General features: G+C 35.4%; 18 protein-coding genes. All 18 read left to right on the forward strand.

The window, feature by feature from the left end; all coding sequences use genetic code 11:
- Positions 1–84 precede the first annotated feature (84 nt).
- The 18 genes from BMY85_RS10925 (at position 85) to BMY85_RS10985 (ending at position 18,779) form a co-directional block, all read left to right on the forward strand.
- Positions 85–288: a hypothetical protein gene (locus tag BMY85_RS10925; RefSeq protein ID WP_092478309.1), complete on the forward strand. Its 204-nt coding sequence runs from the start codon at positions 85–87 to the stop codon at positions 286–288.
- 28 nt (positions 289–316) lie between these two features.
- Positions 317–481, forward strand: coding sequence for a hypothetical protein (locus tag BMY85_RS15685; RefSeq protein ID WP_177180755.1), 165 nt, complete (start codon positions 317–319; stop codon positions 479–481).
- 230 nt (positions 482–711) lie between these two features.
- A complete protein-coding gene (nadA, locus tag BMY85_RS10930; protein WP_092478310.1) occupies positions 712–1,620 on the forward strand; it encodes a quinolinate synthase NadA in 909 nt (302 codons plus the stop codon).
- Between the two features lie 13 nt (positions 1,621–1,633).
- Complete coding sequence (locus BMY85_RS10935; protein WP_092478311.1) at positions 1,634–2,959, forward strand: L-aspartate oxidase; 1,326 nt, start codon at positions 1,634–1,636, stop codon at positions 2,957–2,959.
- Positions 2,922–3,776 (forward strand): carboxylating nicotinate-nucleotide diphosphorylase, encoded by an 855-nt coding sequence (gene nadC / locus BMY85_RS10940; protein ID WP_092478312.1) that lies wholly within the window; start codon positions 2,922–2,924, stop codon positions 3,774–3,776. Before BMY85_RS10935 ends, nadC begins: the two co-directional genes overlap by 38 nt.
- Before the next feature lie 701 nt (positions 3,777–4,477).
- Positions 4,478–5,584, forward strand: a complete 1,107-nt coding sequence (locus BMY85_RS10945) for a carbamoyl phosphate synthase small subunit (RefSeq protein ID WP_092478335.1) — start codon at positions 4,478–4,480, stop codon at positions 5,582–5,584.
- Positions 5,577–8,777: a carbamoyl-phosphate synthase large subunit gene (gene carB, locus BMY85_RS10950; protein ID WP_092478313.1), complete on the forward strand. Its 3,201-nt coding sequence runs from the start codon at positions 5,577–5,579 to the stop codon at positions 8,775–8,777. Before BMY85_RS10945 ends, carB begins: the two co-directional genes overlap by 8 nt.
- Positions 8,778–8,920: 143 nt before the next feature.
- Positions 8,921–9,088, forward strand: a complete 168-nt coding sequence (locus BMY85_RS16370) for a helix-turn-helix domain-containing protein (protein WP_408643216.1) — start codon at positions 8,921–8,923, stop codon at positions 9,086–9,088.
- 53 nt (positions 9,089–9,141) lie between these two features.
- A complete protein-coding gene (locus tag BMY85_RS15690) occupies positions 9,142–9,282 on the forward strand; it encodes a hypothetical protein (protein ID WP_177180756.1) in 141 nt (46 codons plus the stop codon).
- 933 nt (positions 9,283–10,215) lie between these two features.
- Positions 10,216–10,344, forward strand: a complete 129-nt coding sequence (locus BMY85_RS16085; protein WP_278280411.1) for a hypothetical protein — start codon at positions 10,216–10,218, stop codon at positions 10,342–10,344.
- Positions 10,345–10,381: 37 nt separating this feature from the next.
- Positions 10,382–10,516, forward strand: coding sequence for a hypothetical protein (locus tag BMY85_RS16090; protein WP_278280412.1), 135 nt, complete (start codon positions 10,382–10,384; stop codon positions 10,514–10,516).
- Between the two features lie 115 nt (positions 10,517–10,631).
- Entirely contained in the window at positions 10,632–10,760 is a 129-nt protein-coding gene (locus BMY85_RS16095; RefSeq protein WP_278280413.1) for a hypothetical protein, read from the forward strand.
- 136 nt (positions 10,761–10,896) lie between these two features.
- Positions 10,897–11,706 carry a class I SAM-dependent DNA methyltransferase gene (locus BMY85_RS10960; RefSeq protein WP_177180757.1) on the forward strand — a complete coding sequence of 270 codons (810 nt, stop codon included), beginning with the start codon at positions 10,897–10,899 and terminating at the stop codon, positions 11,704–11,706.
- Between the two features lie 20 nt (positions 11,707–11,726).
- The gene (locus tag BMY85_RS10965) at positions 11,727–13,967 is read left to right on the forward strand and encodes a hypothetical protein (RefSeq protein ID WP_092478315.1); all 2,241 of its coding nucleotides are present in this window, start codon (positions 11,727–11,729) and stop codon (positions 13,965–13,967) included.
- Positions 13,968–14,109: 142 nt separating this feature from the next.
- Entirely contained in the window at positions 14,110–15,387 is a 1,278-nt protein-coding gene (locus tag BMY85_RS10970) for an aminotransferase family protein (RefSeq protein ID WP_092478316.1), read from the forward strand.
- Positions 15,388–15,399: 12 nt separating this feature from the next.
- Positions 15,400–16,599: a metalloprotease gene (locus BMY85_RS10975; RefSeq protein ID WP_092478317.1), complete on the forward strand. Its 1,200-nt coding sequence runs from the start codon at positions 15,400–15,402 to the stop codon at positions 16,597–16,599.
- A gap of 54 nt (positions 16,600–16,653) precedes the next feature.
- On the forward strand, positions 16,654–17,541 hold the full coding sequence (locus BMY85_RS10980; RefSeq protein ID WP_092478318.1) for an ABC transporter ATP-binding protein: 888 nt from the start codon (positions 16,654–16,656) through the stop codon (positions 17,539–17,541).
- Between the two features lie 26 nt (positions 17,542–17,567).
- Complete coding sequence (locus BMY85_RS10985) at positions 17,568–18,779, forward strand: ABC transporter permease (protein ID WP_092478319.1); 1,212 nt, start codon at positions 17,568–17,570, stop codon at positions 18,777–18,779.
- Positions 18,780–18,784 lie beyond the last annotated feature (5 nt).

Below are 18,784 nucleotides of genomic sequence, written 5' to 3' on the forward strand. Positions count from 1 at the left end.
AAATGCTATTAAAATACAGAATAAATATGTAAACTGTGAGAAGTAAGTATTTATTTACAATTTGATGTGAAGACCTCTGAAAATATGTTGTTAAGTAATGGTTCCTATGCAGGCTATGGAACAGGAACAGATGGTAAGGAACTTGTAATAGATGCCAATGGAGATACTGGAAAGTCTGCAATTGGGGCTGGTAAAAATGCATCAGGTGGCACAGTAAATAAATGGAATTATTCTAGATGGAGCGGACGGAAGTGGAAATGTTTATGGAAAGGTAACCATAACGGATAAAGTAGATACAAAAGGTGGCTTACTTACTGTGGAAAGTGGCGCAGTTCACTTTTACGACTGGAGACCAGCAGCCAGTGAGCCATTTCATTTTGAAGTTAAAAATTATAAGACATTAGTGGAAGGGCATTTTGTCGTAGTAACTGGACTGCTTGCTGATCAGGTGAAAAATCAGACAATCCTTGAAATATCCTAATTGGAAAAAAATACCATGCAAATTATGAAGAGTTCTTTGACTATGAGGATAATTACAGTAATTATATAGAGTCAAACATTGCTTGCATAAAGAAATAGCAAATTGCCGAGAAAAATAAGATTATCTTTTTGGTTATAAGTATCTGTCAAGAGCACTGTCTTGTTACTTGACTTGACAAAATGAAAAATGATAGCCATAATAGAACACAAATAAAATTTGAGGTGGTCCCGATGGAAAAAATGATTAGCCAGATAGAAACATTAAAAAAAGAAAAAGATGCTGTTATATTGGCACATTATTATGTAAATGATGAGGTACAGCAGATAGCTGATTATGTAGGAGATTCCTATTATCTGGCAAAGATAGCGAAAGAAGTATCACAAAGTGTAATATGTTTTTGTGGTGTTTCCTTTATGGGGGAAAGTGCAAAAATTCTAAATCCAGAGAAGACAGTTGTTATGCCAGACAAAGATGCAGACTGTCCCATGGCACATATGGTAGATATAGATCGAATCAAAGAGGTAAGAGAACAGTTTAAGGATGTAGCAGTAGTCTGCTATATTAATTCCCAGGCTGATATTAAGCAGTATGCAGATGTCTGTGTAACGTCATCTAATGCTCAGAAAGTTGTATCTGCATTACCGAATAAAAATATTTTCTTTATTCCAGACGAGAATCTGGGCCGTTATCTTGCAACACAGCTTCCAGAGAAGAACTTTATCTTCAATGATGGTTTCTGTCATGTACATAAAAGCATTTCCAAAGAAAATGTACTGGCAGCCAGACAAGCAAGACCAGATGCACTGGTACTTGCCCATCCAGAGTGTACCATGGAAGTACTGGCTCTTGCAGACTACATTGGAAGTACTTCTGGAATCATTGATTATGCAACTGCCAGCGATGCAAAAGAATTTATCATTTGTACAGAAATGGGTGTTTTCTTTGAATTAAATCAAAAGAATCCAGATAAAAAGTTTTATTCCGTCGGGCATAGGCAGTTTTGCCCGAATATGAAACGAATTACTTTGGAGAAGGTATTGAAATCCCTGCAGGAGTTAGAGCCTTCGGTTGAGATGGATCAGGAAGTAAGCAAGAAAGCAGAATACCCATTAAATCGTATGCTGGAATTAGCAAAATAGGAGGCTTAACCCAATGAAACCAGAAAGATACGATGTTGTGATTGTAGGTACAGGTGTAGCTGGCTTGTATGCCGGATTGTGTCTGCCAGAAAACCTGCGTGTACTAATGATAACCAAAGATGAGGTAGAAAATAGTGATTCTTATCTGGCTCAAGGTGGCATTAGCACCTTAAAAGCACCAGATGATTTTGACGATTATTTTGAAGATACGATGCGGGCTGGCCATTATGAAAATAATACAGATTCCGTCCGGATTATGATTGAATCTTCAAGACAGATTATAAATGAGCTGATACAATTTGGAGTAGAATTTGATAAAGAAGAGGATGGAACGCTTGCGTATACAAGAGAAGCCGCCCATTCTACTTTCCGTATTCTCCATCATGATGACTTAACAGGCAAAGAAATCATGATTAAGCTTATAGAAAATGTAAAGAAGCGTCAGAATATAGAAGTCCGCAAATTTACCACTATGATGGATCTTCTTGAAAAAGAAAATGTCTGCTATGGCATTGTGGCACGTGATCCAGAAGGAAAGATTTATTCTGTGCATGCCCAATCCGTCATTCTTGCAACAGGTGGAATTGGTGGCCTGTTCCAGAATTCAACCAATTTCCGCCATATAAGTGGCGACAGTTTTGGTATTGCCTTATCTCATGGCATTGAAATGGAAAATTTAAATTATATTCAGATTCACCCAACCACCTTGTATTCTAAACAGGAAGGCCGTAAGTTTCTAATATCAGAATCGGTACGAGGGGAAGGTGCAGTACTGCTTAACGAGGATCACCGCCGTTTTGTAAATGAACTTTTGCCAAGGGATACGGTTACGAATGAAATTAAGCTGGAAATGGAGCGTCAGGGAACAGATCATGTATATTTGACAATGCCTCATATGACTAGGGAACAGGTAGAAAAAAGATTTCCTAACATTTTCAAACGCTGTTTAGAAGAAGGATATGATTTATCCAAAGATTATGTTCCTGTAACACCAGCTCAGCATTATATAATGGGCGGAATCAAAACAACGGTTAATGGCGAAACTTCCATGAAGAATTTGTATGCTGTAGGGGAAACTGCATGTAACGGTGTTCATGGGGCTAATCGGCTTGCCAGCAACTCTTTATTAGAAAGTCTGGTATTTGCCAAACGTGCAGCCCATGTGATCAAAGAAACATTTGGCCAGATAACAGAAATTCAGGCTGAGGCTGATTTAAGCCAATACGAAGATTATAATAAATGGAAACAGAACAATAGACAATTAGTTATGGACGAAATCAAACGAAGGGATGAAAAGTTTTATGCTAAATGGTGTAACAATGAAGTTAAATGCAGATAAATATATACTATCTGCTTTGAAAGAGGATATTACAAGTGAAGATGTAACGACCAACGCAGTTATGCGAGAAGACAAAGCTGGTCGTGCAGATTTGATTGCCAAAGAAGATGGGATTATGTGTGGCTTGGAAGTCTTTTGCCGTGTATTTGAGCTGCTAGATGAAAAGGCTGTATTTGAAACAGAGTATAAAGACGGAGATTTTGTAAAAAAAGGGGATCTGATTGGTGTCGTAAAAGGAGATATCAAAGCCTTATTATCAGGGGAACGTACTGCTCTTAATTACCTTCAGAGAATGAGTGGAATAGCTACCTTTACCAGCCAGTTTGTGAAGGAATTGAAAGGGTATAAGACAAAGCTTTTGGATACGAGAAAGACAACTCCGAATATGAGAATTTTTGAAAAATATGCAGTAAAAGTTGGAGGTGGCTGCAATCATAGATATAATCTGTCGGATGGTATTTTATTAAAGGATAATCATATTGGGGCAGCAGGAAGCGTAACAAAAGCCATTGAGATGGCAAAGGAATATGCACCATTTGTCCGAAAAATTGAAGTAGAGGTAGAAACGCTGGATATGGTGGAGGAAGCCATTAAGGCTGGCGCTGATATTATTATGCTGGATAATATGGACAATGAAACAATGAAAGAGGCTGTAAGACGCATTGGAGACAAGGCAAAGACCGAATGTTCTGGGAATGTAACAAAAGAACGTTTGAAAGAGATTGCAGAGATTGGCTTGGATTTTGTTTCGGCTGGAGCACTTACACATTCAGCTCCAATACTGGATATTTCCCTTAAGAATTTGAGGGCGGAGTAAAATAGTTACGATATGTGACGTGATTACAAAAGGACACTTGATCTCTCAAGTGTCCTACGTTATAATTTAATTAGAAGCTTATCGGATGAAAGTTCCGATGAGTCCTCAGTAAATCGAATATTTTATTACAAATAAGCATCTGCTTTGGACGGTGGGATGCTTATTTCTTTTTCCTATCGTCTATGTAAGTCAAACCTGCGAAGATAACAAGTAAGAGTGTTAAAACTTCCAGTGTACTCATAGAGCATCACCCTCCTTTAGTACTAGAGGGCTCAATCAAAATATGCATCCTGCGTTCTAATTAGATCCAATCCTATTATATCATGAATTTAGAAAAACACAACAAACAGTTAAGAAAAGTATCTTTATTATCTTAATTATTACCCATGTCCCCAGATATACTATCTAAGGCCAAAATTCAAAAAATAAACTTTACCGACTTATTATTCATATCTCAAAAAAAATACTTGCCATATCTGGTGCTTTGTGATATCATTGTAACAATTTAGGGTACTTTAGCGGAAACCGAGAAAATGGGTGGCTAAAGGTACTTGGACGTTTATTTATTCAAAAAAAGGAGGAGTTTCCTTTCCCTTTTTTTTGTCCAAAATTACGAATATACATACATTTTGGTGAATAAATATACATTACAGATAAAATACAGATGCTCTAATGAAGTAGAAAGGATTGAGGTGCAGCATATGAAAGCTTTTCTTATACTCGAAGACGGGACAGTTTTTACAGGTAAAAGTGTAGGGGCTACTCATGATGTGATAAGTGAAATCGTCTTTAATACATCCATGACAGGATATCTGGAAGTATTAACAGATCCAAGCTATGCAGGACAGGCAGTTGTTATGACATACCCACTTATCGGTAACTATGGAGTTTGTTATGAAGATATGGAATCGGCAAAGGCATGGCCAGATGGTTATATCGTTAGAGAGATTGCAAGAAGACCAAGCAATTTCCGTTCAGAAGATTCTATTGAGGCATTTTTAAGAGCTCAGGACATTCCAGGAATATCAGGAGTGGATACTCGTGCGTTGACTAAAATTCTTAGGGAAAAAGGTACCATGAATGGCATGATTACCACAAACGAGAATTATGATTTAGAAACCGTATTAGAGCAGATAAAAACATATAAAGTAACTGGTGTTGTGGAAAAAGTTACAACAAAAGAAGTAAAAGTGTACAAACCAGGTGATTTAGGAACAGAAGCTGGTGAGATTCAGAAGAAAGTTGCCATGATGGACTTTGGATGCAAGAATAACATTATCCGTTCTTTAGTAAAACGTGGATGTGAAGTAACCGTTTATCCAGCAAATACAAAGGCAGAGACTATTTTAGCAGCAGATATGGATGGAATCATGCTGACGAACGGTCCTGGTGATCCATCTGAATGTGTAGGCATTATTGAAGAAATCAAGAAACTTTACCAATCCGATATACCAATCTTTGCAATTTGCTTAGGACATCAGTTAATGGCACTTGCGAATGGTGCAAAAACAGAAAAAATGAAATATGGTCATCGTGGTGCCAATCATCCAGTAAAAGATCTGGCAACTGGAAAAGTATACATCTCTTCCCAGAACCACGGTTATGTAGTGGTAGATGGAAGTATCGAGGAACGTATCGCAGAGACTTCCTTTCTTAATGTAAACGATGGTACAGTAGAAGGACTTCACTATTTGAATAAAAACATTTTTACGGTGCAGTTCCATCCAGAGGCGTGTGCCGGTCCAGTGGATTCTGATTTCTTATTTGATGAGTTTATCAACATGATGGAGGTGGCGAAACATGCCTAAGAGGAAAGACATTCAAAAAGTATTAGTAATTGGTTCCGGTCCTATTGTAATCGGACAGGCAGCAGAATTTGACTACGCAGGAACACAAGCTTGCCGTTCTTTGAAAGAAGAAGGCGTTGAGGTCGTTTTAATCAATTCAAATCCTGCTACTATTATGACAGATAAAGATATCGCAGATATGGTTTACATAGAACCATTAACCATAGAATTTGTACAGCAGGTAATCAAAAAAGAAAAACCAGACAGTATTTTGCCAACACTTGGTGGCCAGGCTGCTTTAAACTTGGCTATGGAACTTGAAGAATCTGGTTTCCTAAGAGAACAGAAGGTAAAGTTAATCGGTACAACTTCTCTTACTATTAAAAAAGCAGAAGACCGTCTGGAATTTAAAAATACCATGGAAAAAATCAACGAGCCAATCGCTCCAAGTATTGTGGTTACGACAGTAGAAGATGCCGTTGATTTTGCTAATGAAATTAATTATCCAGTGGTTATCCGTCCAGCGTATACACTAGGCGGAAGCGGTGGTGGTATTGCCCATTCTGAAGAAGAGTTAAGAGAAATCTGTGAAAATGGTTTACGTCTTAGCCGTGTAGGCCAGTGTTTAATTGAACGCTGTATCGCAGGATGGAAAGAAATTGAATACGAAGTCATGCGTGATAGTGCTGGTAACTGCATCACAGTATGTAACATGGAAAACTTAGACCCAGTTGGAGTTCATACAGGGGACAGTATCGTAGTTGCCCCATCACAGACATTAGCGGATAAAGAATACCAGATGTTAAGAAGTTCTGCTTTAAACATCATTTCCGAATTGAAAATCACAGGTGGATGTAACGTACAATTTGCCTTGCATCCAGATACATTTGAATATTGTGTAATCGAAGTAAATCCTCGTGTTAGCCGTTCTTCTGCATTAGCATCCAAAGCAACTGGCTATCCCATTGCGAAAGTAGCTGCGAAAATCGCATTAGGTTACACCTTGGATGAAATTAAAAATGCCATTACAGGAAAAACATATGCAAGCTTCGAGCCAGCACTGGATTATGTGGTAGTAAAAATTCCAAGGCTTCCATTTGATAAATTCATTCAGGCATCTAGAACGCTTACAACACAGATGAAAGCAACTGGAGAGGTTATGAGTATCTGTACTAACTTTGAAGGTGCTTTGATGAAAGCTATCCGTTCCCTGGAACAGCACGTAGACAGCTTGGATACAGGAGAATTTACAAGCCTGACAAAGGATCAGATTATGGAGCATTTACACAAAGTAGATGACAAACGTATCTATCTGCTTGCCGAAGGTATCCGCCGTGGCATTTCCTTTGAGCAGATGCATGAAATCACGAAGATTGATATGTGGTTCATTGACAAAATTGCAATCTTAGTAGAAATGGAACAACGTTTAAAATCAGAAGATTTAACGGTCGAGTTATTACAAGAAGCAAAACGTCTTGAATTTACCGATAAGTTAATTGCTGGATATACAGGCAAGAGCGAAGAAGAAGTAAAGGAGATACGTTATAGCCACAATATTACCAAAGCATTTAAAATGGTAGATACTTGTGCCGCTGAGTTTGCGGCATCCACTCCGTATTATTATGGATGTTTTGGAAGTGTCAATGAAGTAGAAGAAAAGAGGGAAAAGAAGAAAGTTCTTGTACTTGGTTCTGGTCCAATCCGTATCGGTCAGGGTATCGAGTTCGATTTCTGTTCCGTTCATAGTACATGGTCTTTACACAAGAGCGGTTTTGAAACCATCATTGTAAATAACAATCCAGAGACGGTAAGTACAGACTTTGATATTGCCGATAAATTGTATTTTGAACCATTAACGCCAGAAGATGTAGAAAATATCGTTCGTCTGGAAAAACCAGATGGTGCGGTGGTACAGTTTGGTGGACAGACTGCCATTAAATTAACAGAAGCCCTTTTGAAGATGGGGGTTACCATTCTTGGTACAAGTGCTGAAAATGTAGATGCAGCGGAAGATAGAGAATTATTCGATGAAATCTTAGAAGAATGCTGTATTCCAAGACCAGCAGGCCATACCGTATTTACAGCAGAAGAAGCTTTAAAAGCAGCCAACGAATTAGGGTATCCCGTATTAGTAAGACCTTCTTATGTATTAGGCGGTCAGGGCATGCAGATTGCGATTAACGATGAAGATGTTACTGCTTATATGAATATCATCAACCGTCAGGTGCAGGAACATCCCGTATTAGTAGATAAATATTTAGTTGGTAAGGAAGTCGAAGTCGATGCAGTATGCGACGGCGAAGACATTCTGATTCCTGGCATTATGGAGCATGTGGAAAGGGCTGGTATCCACTCTGGAGACAGTATTTCCGTATATCCAACACAGAATATCAGTGATAAGTCCATCCGTGTTATCGTGGATTACACAAAGAAACTAGCAAAATCCTTACATGTTATTGGCCTGATTAATATCCAGTTTATTGTATGTAATGAGGAAGTGTATGTAATCGAAGTAAACCCTCGTTCCTCAAGGACGGTTCCTTATATTAGTAAGGTTACGGGGATTCCAATCGTTGACCTTGCCTCAAAAGTGATTCTTGGTGCTAAAATTCGTGAGCTGGGTTACGAACCGGGTTTACAGCCTAAGTCTAACTATATTGCGATTAAGATGCCAGTATTCTCCTTTGAGAAGATTCGTGGTGCAGATATCAGCCTTGGACCTGAAATGAAATCCACGGGTGAGTGTCTTGGCATTGCAGAAGACTTTAACGCAGCACTTTATAAGGCCTTTGTTGGAGCTGGCATCCAGCTTCCAAAACATAAGAAAATGATTCTTACCGTTAAGGATTCGGATAAAATGGATGCGGTAGAAGTTGGCAGAAGATTCAAAGCACTTGGTTATGAAATTTTCGCTACCAAGAGTACAGCAAGAGTACTGAATCAGAATGGAGTTCTTGCAATTCCAATTAACAAGATTGAACAGGAAGCTCCGACACTTATGGATCTGCTATTAGAGCATCAGATTGATTTGGTTATCGATACACCAAGTAACGGACTTGAGAAGTCTAAGGACGGATTTTTGATTCGCCGTGTGTCCATTGAGACGGGAGTTACCTGTTTAACTTCCCTGGATACAGCCAATGCACTGCTTACTAGTTTAGAGTCTGAGAAGGAAAAGGCATTGGAAGTTATTGATATTGCGAAGATTAAATAGCAGAGAAAAAACTGATATGCTCCCTTCTAGGTAGATAAGTGAAATAATAAAAACTTGTTGCTGTCTAGAAGGGAGCATTTTTATGAAGAAAATTTCAGCTGCTGATAAGATATATTATTGCAAACTTTGATGAACGTGTTGAAATCGTTCAGTATTGTATCGCCCATAATCATAATTATAATGAAACAGCTGAAAAATATCAGGTATCCTATCAACAAGCACGTAACTACACTGTAAAGTACGAGACTGGTGGTGTCCAGGCATTAAACGATAATCGTGGAAAACGAAAAAATATCACGGAAATGAATTAGAAAGACTACGTGCTGAAGTTAAGATTCTTAAAGCCCAGAAAAGGCATGCTGAAATGGAGGCATCATTCATTAAGTATGCTAACAAAGGCTGCACACGACAGGCAGCCAATCTACAATATGTAGCAGAAAATATACTAAATCGTGAATTCCATGCAGAAGCTCCTAATCAGAAATGGCTTACAGAAACTATCTAATGGCAGCGTAGAAAAACTGCCATCAGATTTGCAACTGATGGCAGGAAATATTTTATTTTTTCAATTGTCTACTTGACGGGGAGCAGTTCATACTTAGTGCGACAGCCCCATTCACCTGCACTTATTTTTAGATAGTTCACCTGTCTACTTGACAGGTGGTCATGATTATAGAATTTAATAAGTAAGTGGCTTTATTTTATTAGTTTTAATGATGCTATTTTTTATAGTGAAGTTCTATAATTTGTAAGGAATATTGTTGGTGGGGCTTGACAGTCATGCAAATCTTGTGATAGGATGTCAATATACAAATAAACGATATTGAAGAAAAAATATATATAGTAAATGAAAGGTATGATTTATTTGACACTAGGTATAATTAATATAGGATTCATTTATTCATATTATTTAATTATGTACTAAAATCTATAAAAGTCCAGTGAATAAATGTTAATTGGTAATTGTTAAAATACCGCATTTGTTTTGGGGTTAGAAAAGGGCACACTTATCCCTGAAAATAATGCCGTATGTTTTATCTGGTGTCTATCAGGAACTGTCAGGCAATATAATTTTATGGTAACATCTCATGAAGGAAGAACACCTTCTTTTGTTACCTGATTTATAGAAACTTATTAACCAAGTAGTCTTGATTGACTACATCATTATTATGCTAGGAGGTAATTTTATGGCAGAGTTTTTTACAGGAGCTTTTCCTTGGATTGGGATGGGATTAGCAGTGGCAGTGGCAGTTGTGTATTTCGATGCAAGAACAAAAAAAGCTGAGAAGGAAGAAAGACAATAAAAAAGCTAGAAGTCTTTAAGGCATAAGGTACTAGTATGCATGAAAACTTTTCGAGAATTGATTCATTTACTGTGTTTGTGTAACTGTTATACGGATATAGTATTGAATAGAAAGCTTAGAGAGGAGGAAATCATATGGAAAACTTATATTTTGAAGAACTTGAATCAGTAGAAAGCTTAGATGCAAAAGATGTTGGAACAGTATTTGGAGTGGGCTTTTTAGTGGGAGTAGTTGCATATGTTGGTTATGCAGCATTAACCTGATGTGGTATTTGATTTTATGCGAAAGAAGGTGAAAGGTATGCAGGAAACATTATATTTTGAAGAATTAGAAAGCGAAGAATGTTTAGCAGAATGGTGGCAATATGCATTAGCTGGAGTAGGAGGAGCTGCTTGTGGAGTAGTTGCATATGTTGCTATTGCGGCTGCTACTTGATGTTACTATATGGATTTATATATGACTACATAGACCTTGGTTTTTCAAAATACACGTAACTTGTTAGGACTTGAAAAATTGAGGGAATGCGTTATTTTGAAAGGAGCAGATTGTAATGAAGGAATTATTTTTTGAAGAGTTAGAAAATGTTGAATCATTAGGCGATGTTAGTGATTTCTTCTCAGGTGCACAGCCTTGGATTGGAATGGGATTAACTGCGGCAGTTGCAATCGCATTTACTTGATTTATTTAATCAAAGCCTTTTGAGTCAGACAATGAGAGTGGAATAAAAAGACTGGTTTAATTGATACATTCAACATTTCCTTATGTTTATATAACAAAAGGAAATGTTGAAGTTTGTTTAATGAGGGATGATTACAGTGAAGAAGTATTTCCAAATATTTGAACGAATTAGCAATACATATCCCGACAAAATATTTGAGTGCCCACTTTACTATAAAAAAGCTGCTGATTTGTACGATGCAATTGCTGTGAATTATAATGATTATCCGATGTTTTTGAGACAAGCCATGCTTACTAATGGTCCAATATTAGAGCTGTGTTGTGGAAGTGGACGTTTGACATTGCCTTTATTAAAAACAGGATTTAAGATTACGGCGGTGGATTTATCTGAGGATATGTTAGGCAATATGAAAAGGACAATTGAAAGTAAGAAAAAATATGCAAGGTTAAAGGATAACTTAACAATTGTAAACGAAGACATGCTTAATTTAAATTTGAATGAAAAATATAATCTGATTATGATTGGAGCAACAAGCATTCGGTTAATGGAAAAGGATTTTGCAGAGTTTTTTAATGATATGTATGAATTATTGAATGAGGGCGGAGTATTTCTCTTTAATTTTGAGAATATACCAGTATGTACAGATCAGGAAGAAAAACTTGAGCCATTAAGTATGGGAGACTTGCAAGATGATACAGATAACATGAATCTTATCGCAATGCAGAGACTGATTCGCTATACAGAAAAGAGAGCTTTTGTCAATTTTATTAGTATGTCAACAGATCCAGAGAAAAAGGTACTTCTCAGTTATACAGATTATAGGATTTTTGGAATTGAAGATATCAAAAAAGCAGCAAAAGAGAGTTTGTTTGGAGAGTGTGAAATAATTAAGGAATCTACATATGAAACGGATGAATATTTTTGCAGACTCATTAAAAAGAACTAATGGAATGTGGGGGATTACAAGTGAAAAGAAATGTTTGTTTTGTAGAATTAGAAAGAAATGAGTTCGGATTAATTAATGCTGTGCAATCGCTTGAAACAGCATATTTAAGAGATTACTTAATGAAGTGTGATATGAAATCATCGGTTTATATAGAGGATTCTGTTCCGTCCGTTAATGATATGGCTGAGGATATCTTATCATTATCAGACGACATTATTATATTTGTTGTGCATAAAGAATGTGAAGCATTAGCTACAGTTGCAGTTAATTATCTTTTAGATATTGAAGATGTAGAAGTATGTGTAATAAGTGACAGCCAGCAATTAGGATTTGATGATGATGTAGTTGTCATTTATGAAGATGTTGAAGAGAAGCTAGTGAGTATGTATGGTGATGAGGGTAAAGCAAATGAAGTGTCCGTGCAGGAGCTGTCCCCATATGAAGATGGCATACTACTGACTAGAGATTATATGAAATATGGAATCTGGCTTGGTTCTGGCAAATCAGGTTTCAGAAATATTGATGTTGTAAAGAGAGAGATTAATGAGGTAGTTCAGTTACATAGCAGCACTTCTAATGAACAGAAGAAGACAATCCCTATGAAGGGATGTTTTATTTGTGACATTGATTACTTTAAAGAATTAATATTGCATTTGGAAAATGCAGATATATCAGGTATTGTTTTAAAAATTCCAGTTGGGCAAAACGTTCTAAGCTGTATTGCGGATTCTTCATTGCAGCTGAATCAAGTATCTTTGGACATACAGCTGGAATACGAAATGAGTTCTGATGAATTGAAAATTTTATCTGAACTTATCGAATCAAATAAGGTATGTGCTATAAAAATTCCTGCTGATTGGCTAACTAGTCAGACACCTTTAATAGAACTGCTGTTAAAAGCACATACAACAGGACTTGTCGAAATAAAACCTTATGGTGAAGTGGACAGTAGTAAGATTTCTGAAGAAATAAAACAGGCTGTTTTAATTAACACCATGAGAGTCTACTATACATTCTATAATGGATATCTGAAAAGCAGGACTGGACTATATGCAGGCGTTAAGGTCGATGGATATGTGCATCACCTTGAAGTAAGTAATAAGGATAGTCTTTCTAATGCACAATTACTGAATGAGGCATTGTCGATCAATTCTTCAATTTACCTGCGCAATGAAAAGAATAATATTACAACCCCATTATGGTATTTTGATGAGAATGGCATTGCATACGTAGAAGACGAGGGTTACAACGAATACATTACATATATGAAAGAAGAAAGTATTAATCCTAGTAATGCTATTATTTGTTGTGACAACAGAATTTATGTTAATAACTATGCATACGTAGCTGATGCTGACTTTAGAACATATTCTTATAAAGAAGCTAAGCAAAAAATTAAAGAAATAAGGGAAGGATATATTCAAAATAATAAGATCACCTATCTAATTCGAATAGATGATCAAGAAGATTTTGAAATTTTTCTTGAAGATGCAAAATATTATTGTGAACATCATACATTTGGAAATTTACCATTAATATATGCATTTATGGAAAATAGTTGCCGATTTGTAACACAAAACAGATGTTGTGTTGAAAAACTGCCAAGACTGAAACTAGATAACAATGAAGGAATTCACTATTGTGATTTAAATATTAAGGATTCTGGCAAAGAAGGTACTTCTTTATTTGAAATAAGTCACGACTGTCTGGTGAAGAAGGAAAACGGTATGCAGTCAAAAGGCTGTTATAATTGTCCATCTTCGGGCTGGTGTGCAAAATGTATGGAACTTCCGTATTTTGTAAGCGATCAGTATTGCGATATTATTAAAAAGAAAGCATATATTTTAGATTATGTAACGTCATCCTATATATATAGCGGATTGCATGAAAGGAATCCAAAGTTTTCTGACTTGTTACCAGATGAAATAGTAGTTTCAAATGAATTTATGTTCAATTTAATTCCTTCTGCAATAGAATCCAAAGTTGCGCCATATTTCCCTAAATTTACTACATTATTTATCTGCAGAGATTCCTACTTGCTATGGACTCCTGTTTCAACAAAATATTATAATGTAAGTAAGCAGTTTGCAATTGTTATTGAACTTCTACTAAAACGTGTGGAAGCAGATAGTGTACCAGAATTACTAGCAGATATATTGAATCTTAGTAAGGATGAAAGTTATGAAATGACCAAGAAAATATTTGCAACGCTAAAGAAAGTTGGTGTTTTGTACAGAGATATTCCATTTGAAACAAAATAACGTCAAATGGTGTGACAGAAGGAGTATATCATTTTATGATTACAATTGAATGGTTAATATGATATTAAATGAAGAATCTAGAAGGCACTATTAAGAGTAATCTGGATTCTTCATTTAAAATATACAGAGAGGAACAGAAATTATGTCGTTTAATTTAGTTGTTCGTATCAATCAGCAGTTCGATGAAGAAAGCAAAGATAGTTTAATCGTATCTGCTGAGGATTGCTATATCAAGGATAGTAATGGGAAAGAATATATTGATTTGTGTGGTGGAATTTGGAATACACCATTTGGGTATTCAAATGAATATATTAACCAGAAAATAATAGAACAGACAACCAAGATTCCCTTTTGTAATTTGATTTCAAATGTTGCAGAAGTTCAATATACTTACGCAGAAAGTCTTTGCAAAATGCTTGGTACATCAGCTGTGTTGTATACGTGTTCTGGTTCAGAGAGTTTAGAGGCAGCGGTAAAAACGTGTCGTCAGTATCAGCATTTAAAGAAGAAAAATAGAGCAACAATTGCAGCATTAAATTTGTCTTATCATGGGACTTCTTATGGTGCAATGAGTATTAGTGGACTAGATAGGGAAATTAATAAAGAGTATTACCCTTTATTACCAAATATCACTTGGATGGAGGTTCCAAAAGATTATAAGGATGCTCATGCCTGGATTCAGATGTTTGAAAAAAAATTTGAAGAAAGTGTAGAGGAGTTATCTGGTGTAGTCGTGGAACCTGTTTTAGGTTCAGGAGGTATTGTAGCAATTCCATATGAAGCATTAAAACGTTTGGAAGAATTGTGTAGAAAGAACGATGTTCTTTTTGTGCTGGATGAAGTAACAACTGGTTTTGGAAGGACAGGTGTACCATTTGTTTTCCAAAGTTATGGCTTGCAACCTGACTTGATATGTTTGTCGAAAGGAATTACTAATGGATATATGCCATTAGGTGTTGTAGCGTTTTCAGAACATGTGTGTCAGACATTTGCTGACTCAAAGGCAACATTAGAGCATTTTTCATCGCAAGGTGGAAATCTGCTGTCGATTGCAGCAGCATCGGCAGTTCTGGATCTTATGGAAAAATATGATTCCTTCCAGGTAAAAGAAAAGGGTGAACAATTTTGCAAAGAGATTCTCGAAGCTGCAGGCGATAATTTTAATTGTGAAATTAGAGGCTTCGGGTTAATGTGTGCTATTTCATTTCCTATAGAAGTGACACCAATACGACTTCTGGAAATCGTAGGAAAATTGAAAAAGAGAGGAATTATTGTTTATTATTTCTGTAATGATGGGTATAATTTAGGACTTAGCTTTTTTCCACCATTTACGTGCTCGTTTGCGGAATTAAGCAAATGTGTAAAGAAAATTGTAGGAGTTCTTAAAAAGTGCCCAGAATTATGGAAAAAAATTGGCTAAGGAGGTGAAAGATTGGAGATTAACTTCTTAAGCATAGTGTATGAAGGAATGAAAGATAATGTGCAAAAGACGTATTTAATTCAGAACACTATAAGCAAACGGTTTGTACGTTTGGGAATGAATGAAACGTATTATCTTTTGAAAAAATTAAATGCGGAGAATCGTAGTCAGGAATTGTCGATGGATGAACCACAGGAATTAGCAGATAATTTAAAACAGATTCTTGATCAGAAATTTGAACAGTGGGGATTTTTAGATGAAAACGTGAAAGTGGAAATGGAAGAGCATGTTGACAAAATGAAAAAAATACATTTACTTAATTTTAATGTAGAGAAAGTTCTAAAATATGTTTATCCAGTCTACTCAAAAGTATTCACAAAACCATTTTTAATTTTATTTCTAACGTTACTATTGGGAACTGCTTCGTATGTTACATATCAGCTAGCGATGGTAGTACCAATTCAGCCTCAGGATACTGAAACTGCAATCAATATAGCTTTTTCATTTAGAGATATTATATGTATGCTTTTATTTTTAGCAGTTAATACAATATTACATGAATTTGCACATGCGGTAACATGTATAAAGCATGGTGGTAAAGTATCATCCATGGGGCTTATGTTATTTTATTTCGTTCCTTGTTTTTATTGTGATGTATCTAGCGTATATAGCTTTAGAAAACGAAAGCAGAGAGCATTAGTTGCTTCAGCAGGAATTTTAGTTAATATTTTCTTGGGAAATTTTGTTTTAGTGATAGCTCTGGTTTTGGCACACTTTGGAGTTATGAATTTAACATTACTGTATATGTCTGTTTCCATAATTTCGATTGCATTTTATAATTTGATTCCTTTTGTTAAATTAGATGGTTATTGGTTATTGCAGGCTTTAACAGGCGTTGATAACCTTATGGATAAGTCCGTAGTATTAGCTTATCTTTCAGTCTTTAAGAGGAGCAGCCTTCAATTGTTACATATGAAAAGAATTAAGAGAGTAATGCTTTCTATATATGGAGTTATTTCAATGATATTTCATCCAGCATTTTGGGCGTTCTCACTCTTATCACTGGTAAAAGTGTTACACTTAAAGGGACAGATAAACATTATCGTATGCGGTATTATTGGAGTAATTATACTATTAGATTTTATGAAAACATTTAAGTATTATAGGAAAATATTAAAAAATGATATTAATCGGTATATCTTAACAATGTAAAGATATAAAAGAAGAACAGAAAGTTAGACAGGCTAGCATTAATAGGAGGTTATTTTGAAGAAAGTAGATGTAAGAAATATTGTAAAATCCTTTAATGGAAAATGTGTTGTGAATCATGTAAATCTTTCTTTTTCAAGTGGGAAGATGACAGCACTTTGTGGAAAAAATGGTTCAGGAAAAACAACTACTATAAGGTGCATACTTGGTATATTAGAAAAAGATGATGGAGAAATTATCGTCGATGGAAAGGAAAGCACTATTGATAAAAAGCGTATTGGTTATATTCCAGAAGAGAGGGGAATGTTTGTAAAAGAAAAGGTTGAAACACAGTTGCGTTTTTTTGCTCAATTAAAAGGAATGGAAAAGGAAAAGATTGATCCAGCAATGAATTACTGGTTGAAACGATTTCATATCGAAGAGTACAAATATAAAAGGCTTGAAAGTATGTCAAAAGGAAATCAGCAAAAAGTTCAATTGATTTCAGCATTGATACATGATCCTGAAATAATAATATTGGACGAGCCATTTAGTGGTCTAGATCCAATCAACATGGATTTGTTTATTGATGTAATGAGAGAATTAAAAGCAGCTAATAAATGCATATTGATATCAAGTCATCAGCTTACGTTACTGGAGGGAATATGTGAAGATATTTGTATCATAGAAAAAGGGCAGTGCATGTATGAAGGTTCTATTTTAGAATTAATTAAAACGCATAGTAAAGATTATATGTATATAAAGACGAAAGATAAGGCATCATTGAATGATTACGAGGAAATCTCGCCAAATCATTTTAGAAAAATGTTAAATTCCTCAAGCGAATTTAATTCTGAAATAGAAAAAATAGCACAAAAAAATTTAGAAATTGATTCAATAGGCAGAGGAAAAACGTCATTGCAAGAAATTTTCGTATCTCTTGTGAATAGTGTTGAAGAAAAATAGATTAGGAGAAAGGAACGAGAACTATTATGAAAGATTTTTTACATGTTTTTTCTTTTTATCTGAACAAGCAGTTACGAAATAAAGTTTTTGTATTTGTAACACTCTTTATGTGTATTGCTTCGTCAGTTTCAATGATTGTTGTACCTAAATTGCTCTCAAGTGATGAGAAAAGAGATATTTACGTGGTAAATCAATGCAGTCAGTTAAATGATGTTTTTGAAAATGATGACTTCAGACAGTTCTGCTCAGAAAGCATGAATTTGGATTTTTCAATGCTCGACTCAACGAAGACATCTAAAGAAATAGAGAAAACTGCCAAGGATAAGGAACTTGATATGATTTATTTCTCTGGTGATTCAGATATCGAAATGAAAATTATTGGTGATGTCTCAGTAAGTGATATTAATACTATGCATAACATATTAAACCAGATGTTTCAGATGAAATCCATGGAGGCATTAGGGATTGATAAGGATACTTTGCAGAAAAGTATTCCGAATATTACAATTACATATGCAGATACAGAAGAAAATGACAGTAAGTTTCTTGTAATTATTATACTATCTCTTGTTATTGTATCGTTTATTATTATGTATTCAACCTCGGCTACAAATGAGGTAGCTTATTTAAAAACCAATAGAGTTATGGAGATGCTGTTAACGTCAACAAAAGGAATTCCGCTTTATCTAGGTATTAATCTAGCATATGCGGTTGTGCCGTTTATTCAAGTTAGCTTGATTTCTCTATGTGTTCTGTTGGTAAAACATTTCGCATATTCAAACAAAGCTTCAGATATCAGTATTGATTTTAGTATTCTGACATCAGAACATATTGTTGCATTTATAGCTTTATTATTACTGGGATATTTTGTTTATTCTTTGATCAACACTGCTTTGGTTTCAATGGTAAATAAATCAGAAGATATTATTGGTATTTCTGTGCCAATTTCCTTTATTGGTATTATTCAATATTTTGTTGGAATAATGGCGGTAACAGAAAATACTATGCTGATTAAGGTATTTTCATATATTCCATTTACATCGCCAACAGTAATGTTTATTAGGTATGCAGTTGGATTTGTAAGTGTTTATGAAGTTTTGGCTGCAATAGCTATATTGTTAGTTACTATTTACTTATTGCTCCGCTGGGGTGCGAATGTTTTTACAAAAGGAATTACATATTATTCTTTTACAGGAAACATAAGACAAACAATAAAAAAGTTTAAAGAAAATAGGTAGCAAAA

It is taken from the genome of [Clostridium] polysaccharolyticum, from assembly GCF_900111595.1.
In the GTDB taxonomy this organism is placed as follows: Bacteria; Bacillota; Clostridia; order Lachnospirales; family Lachnospiraceae; genus Clostridium_AI; species Clostridium_AI polysaccharolyticum.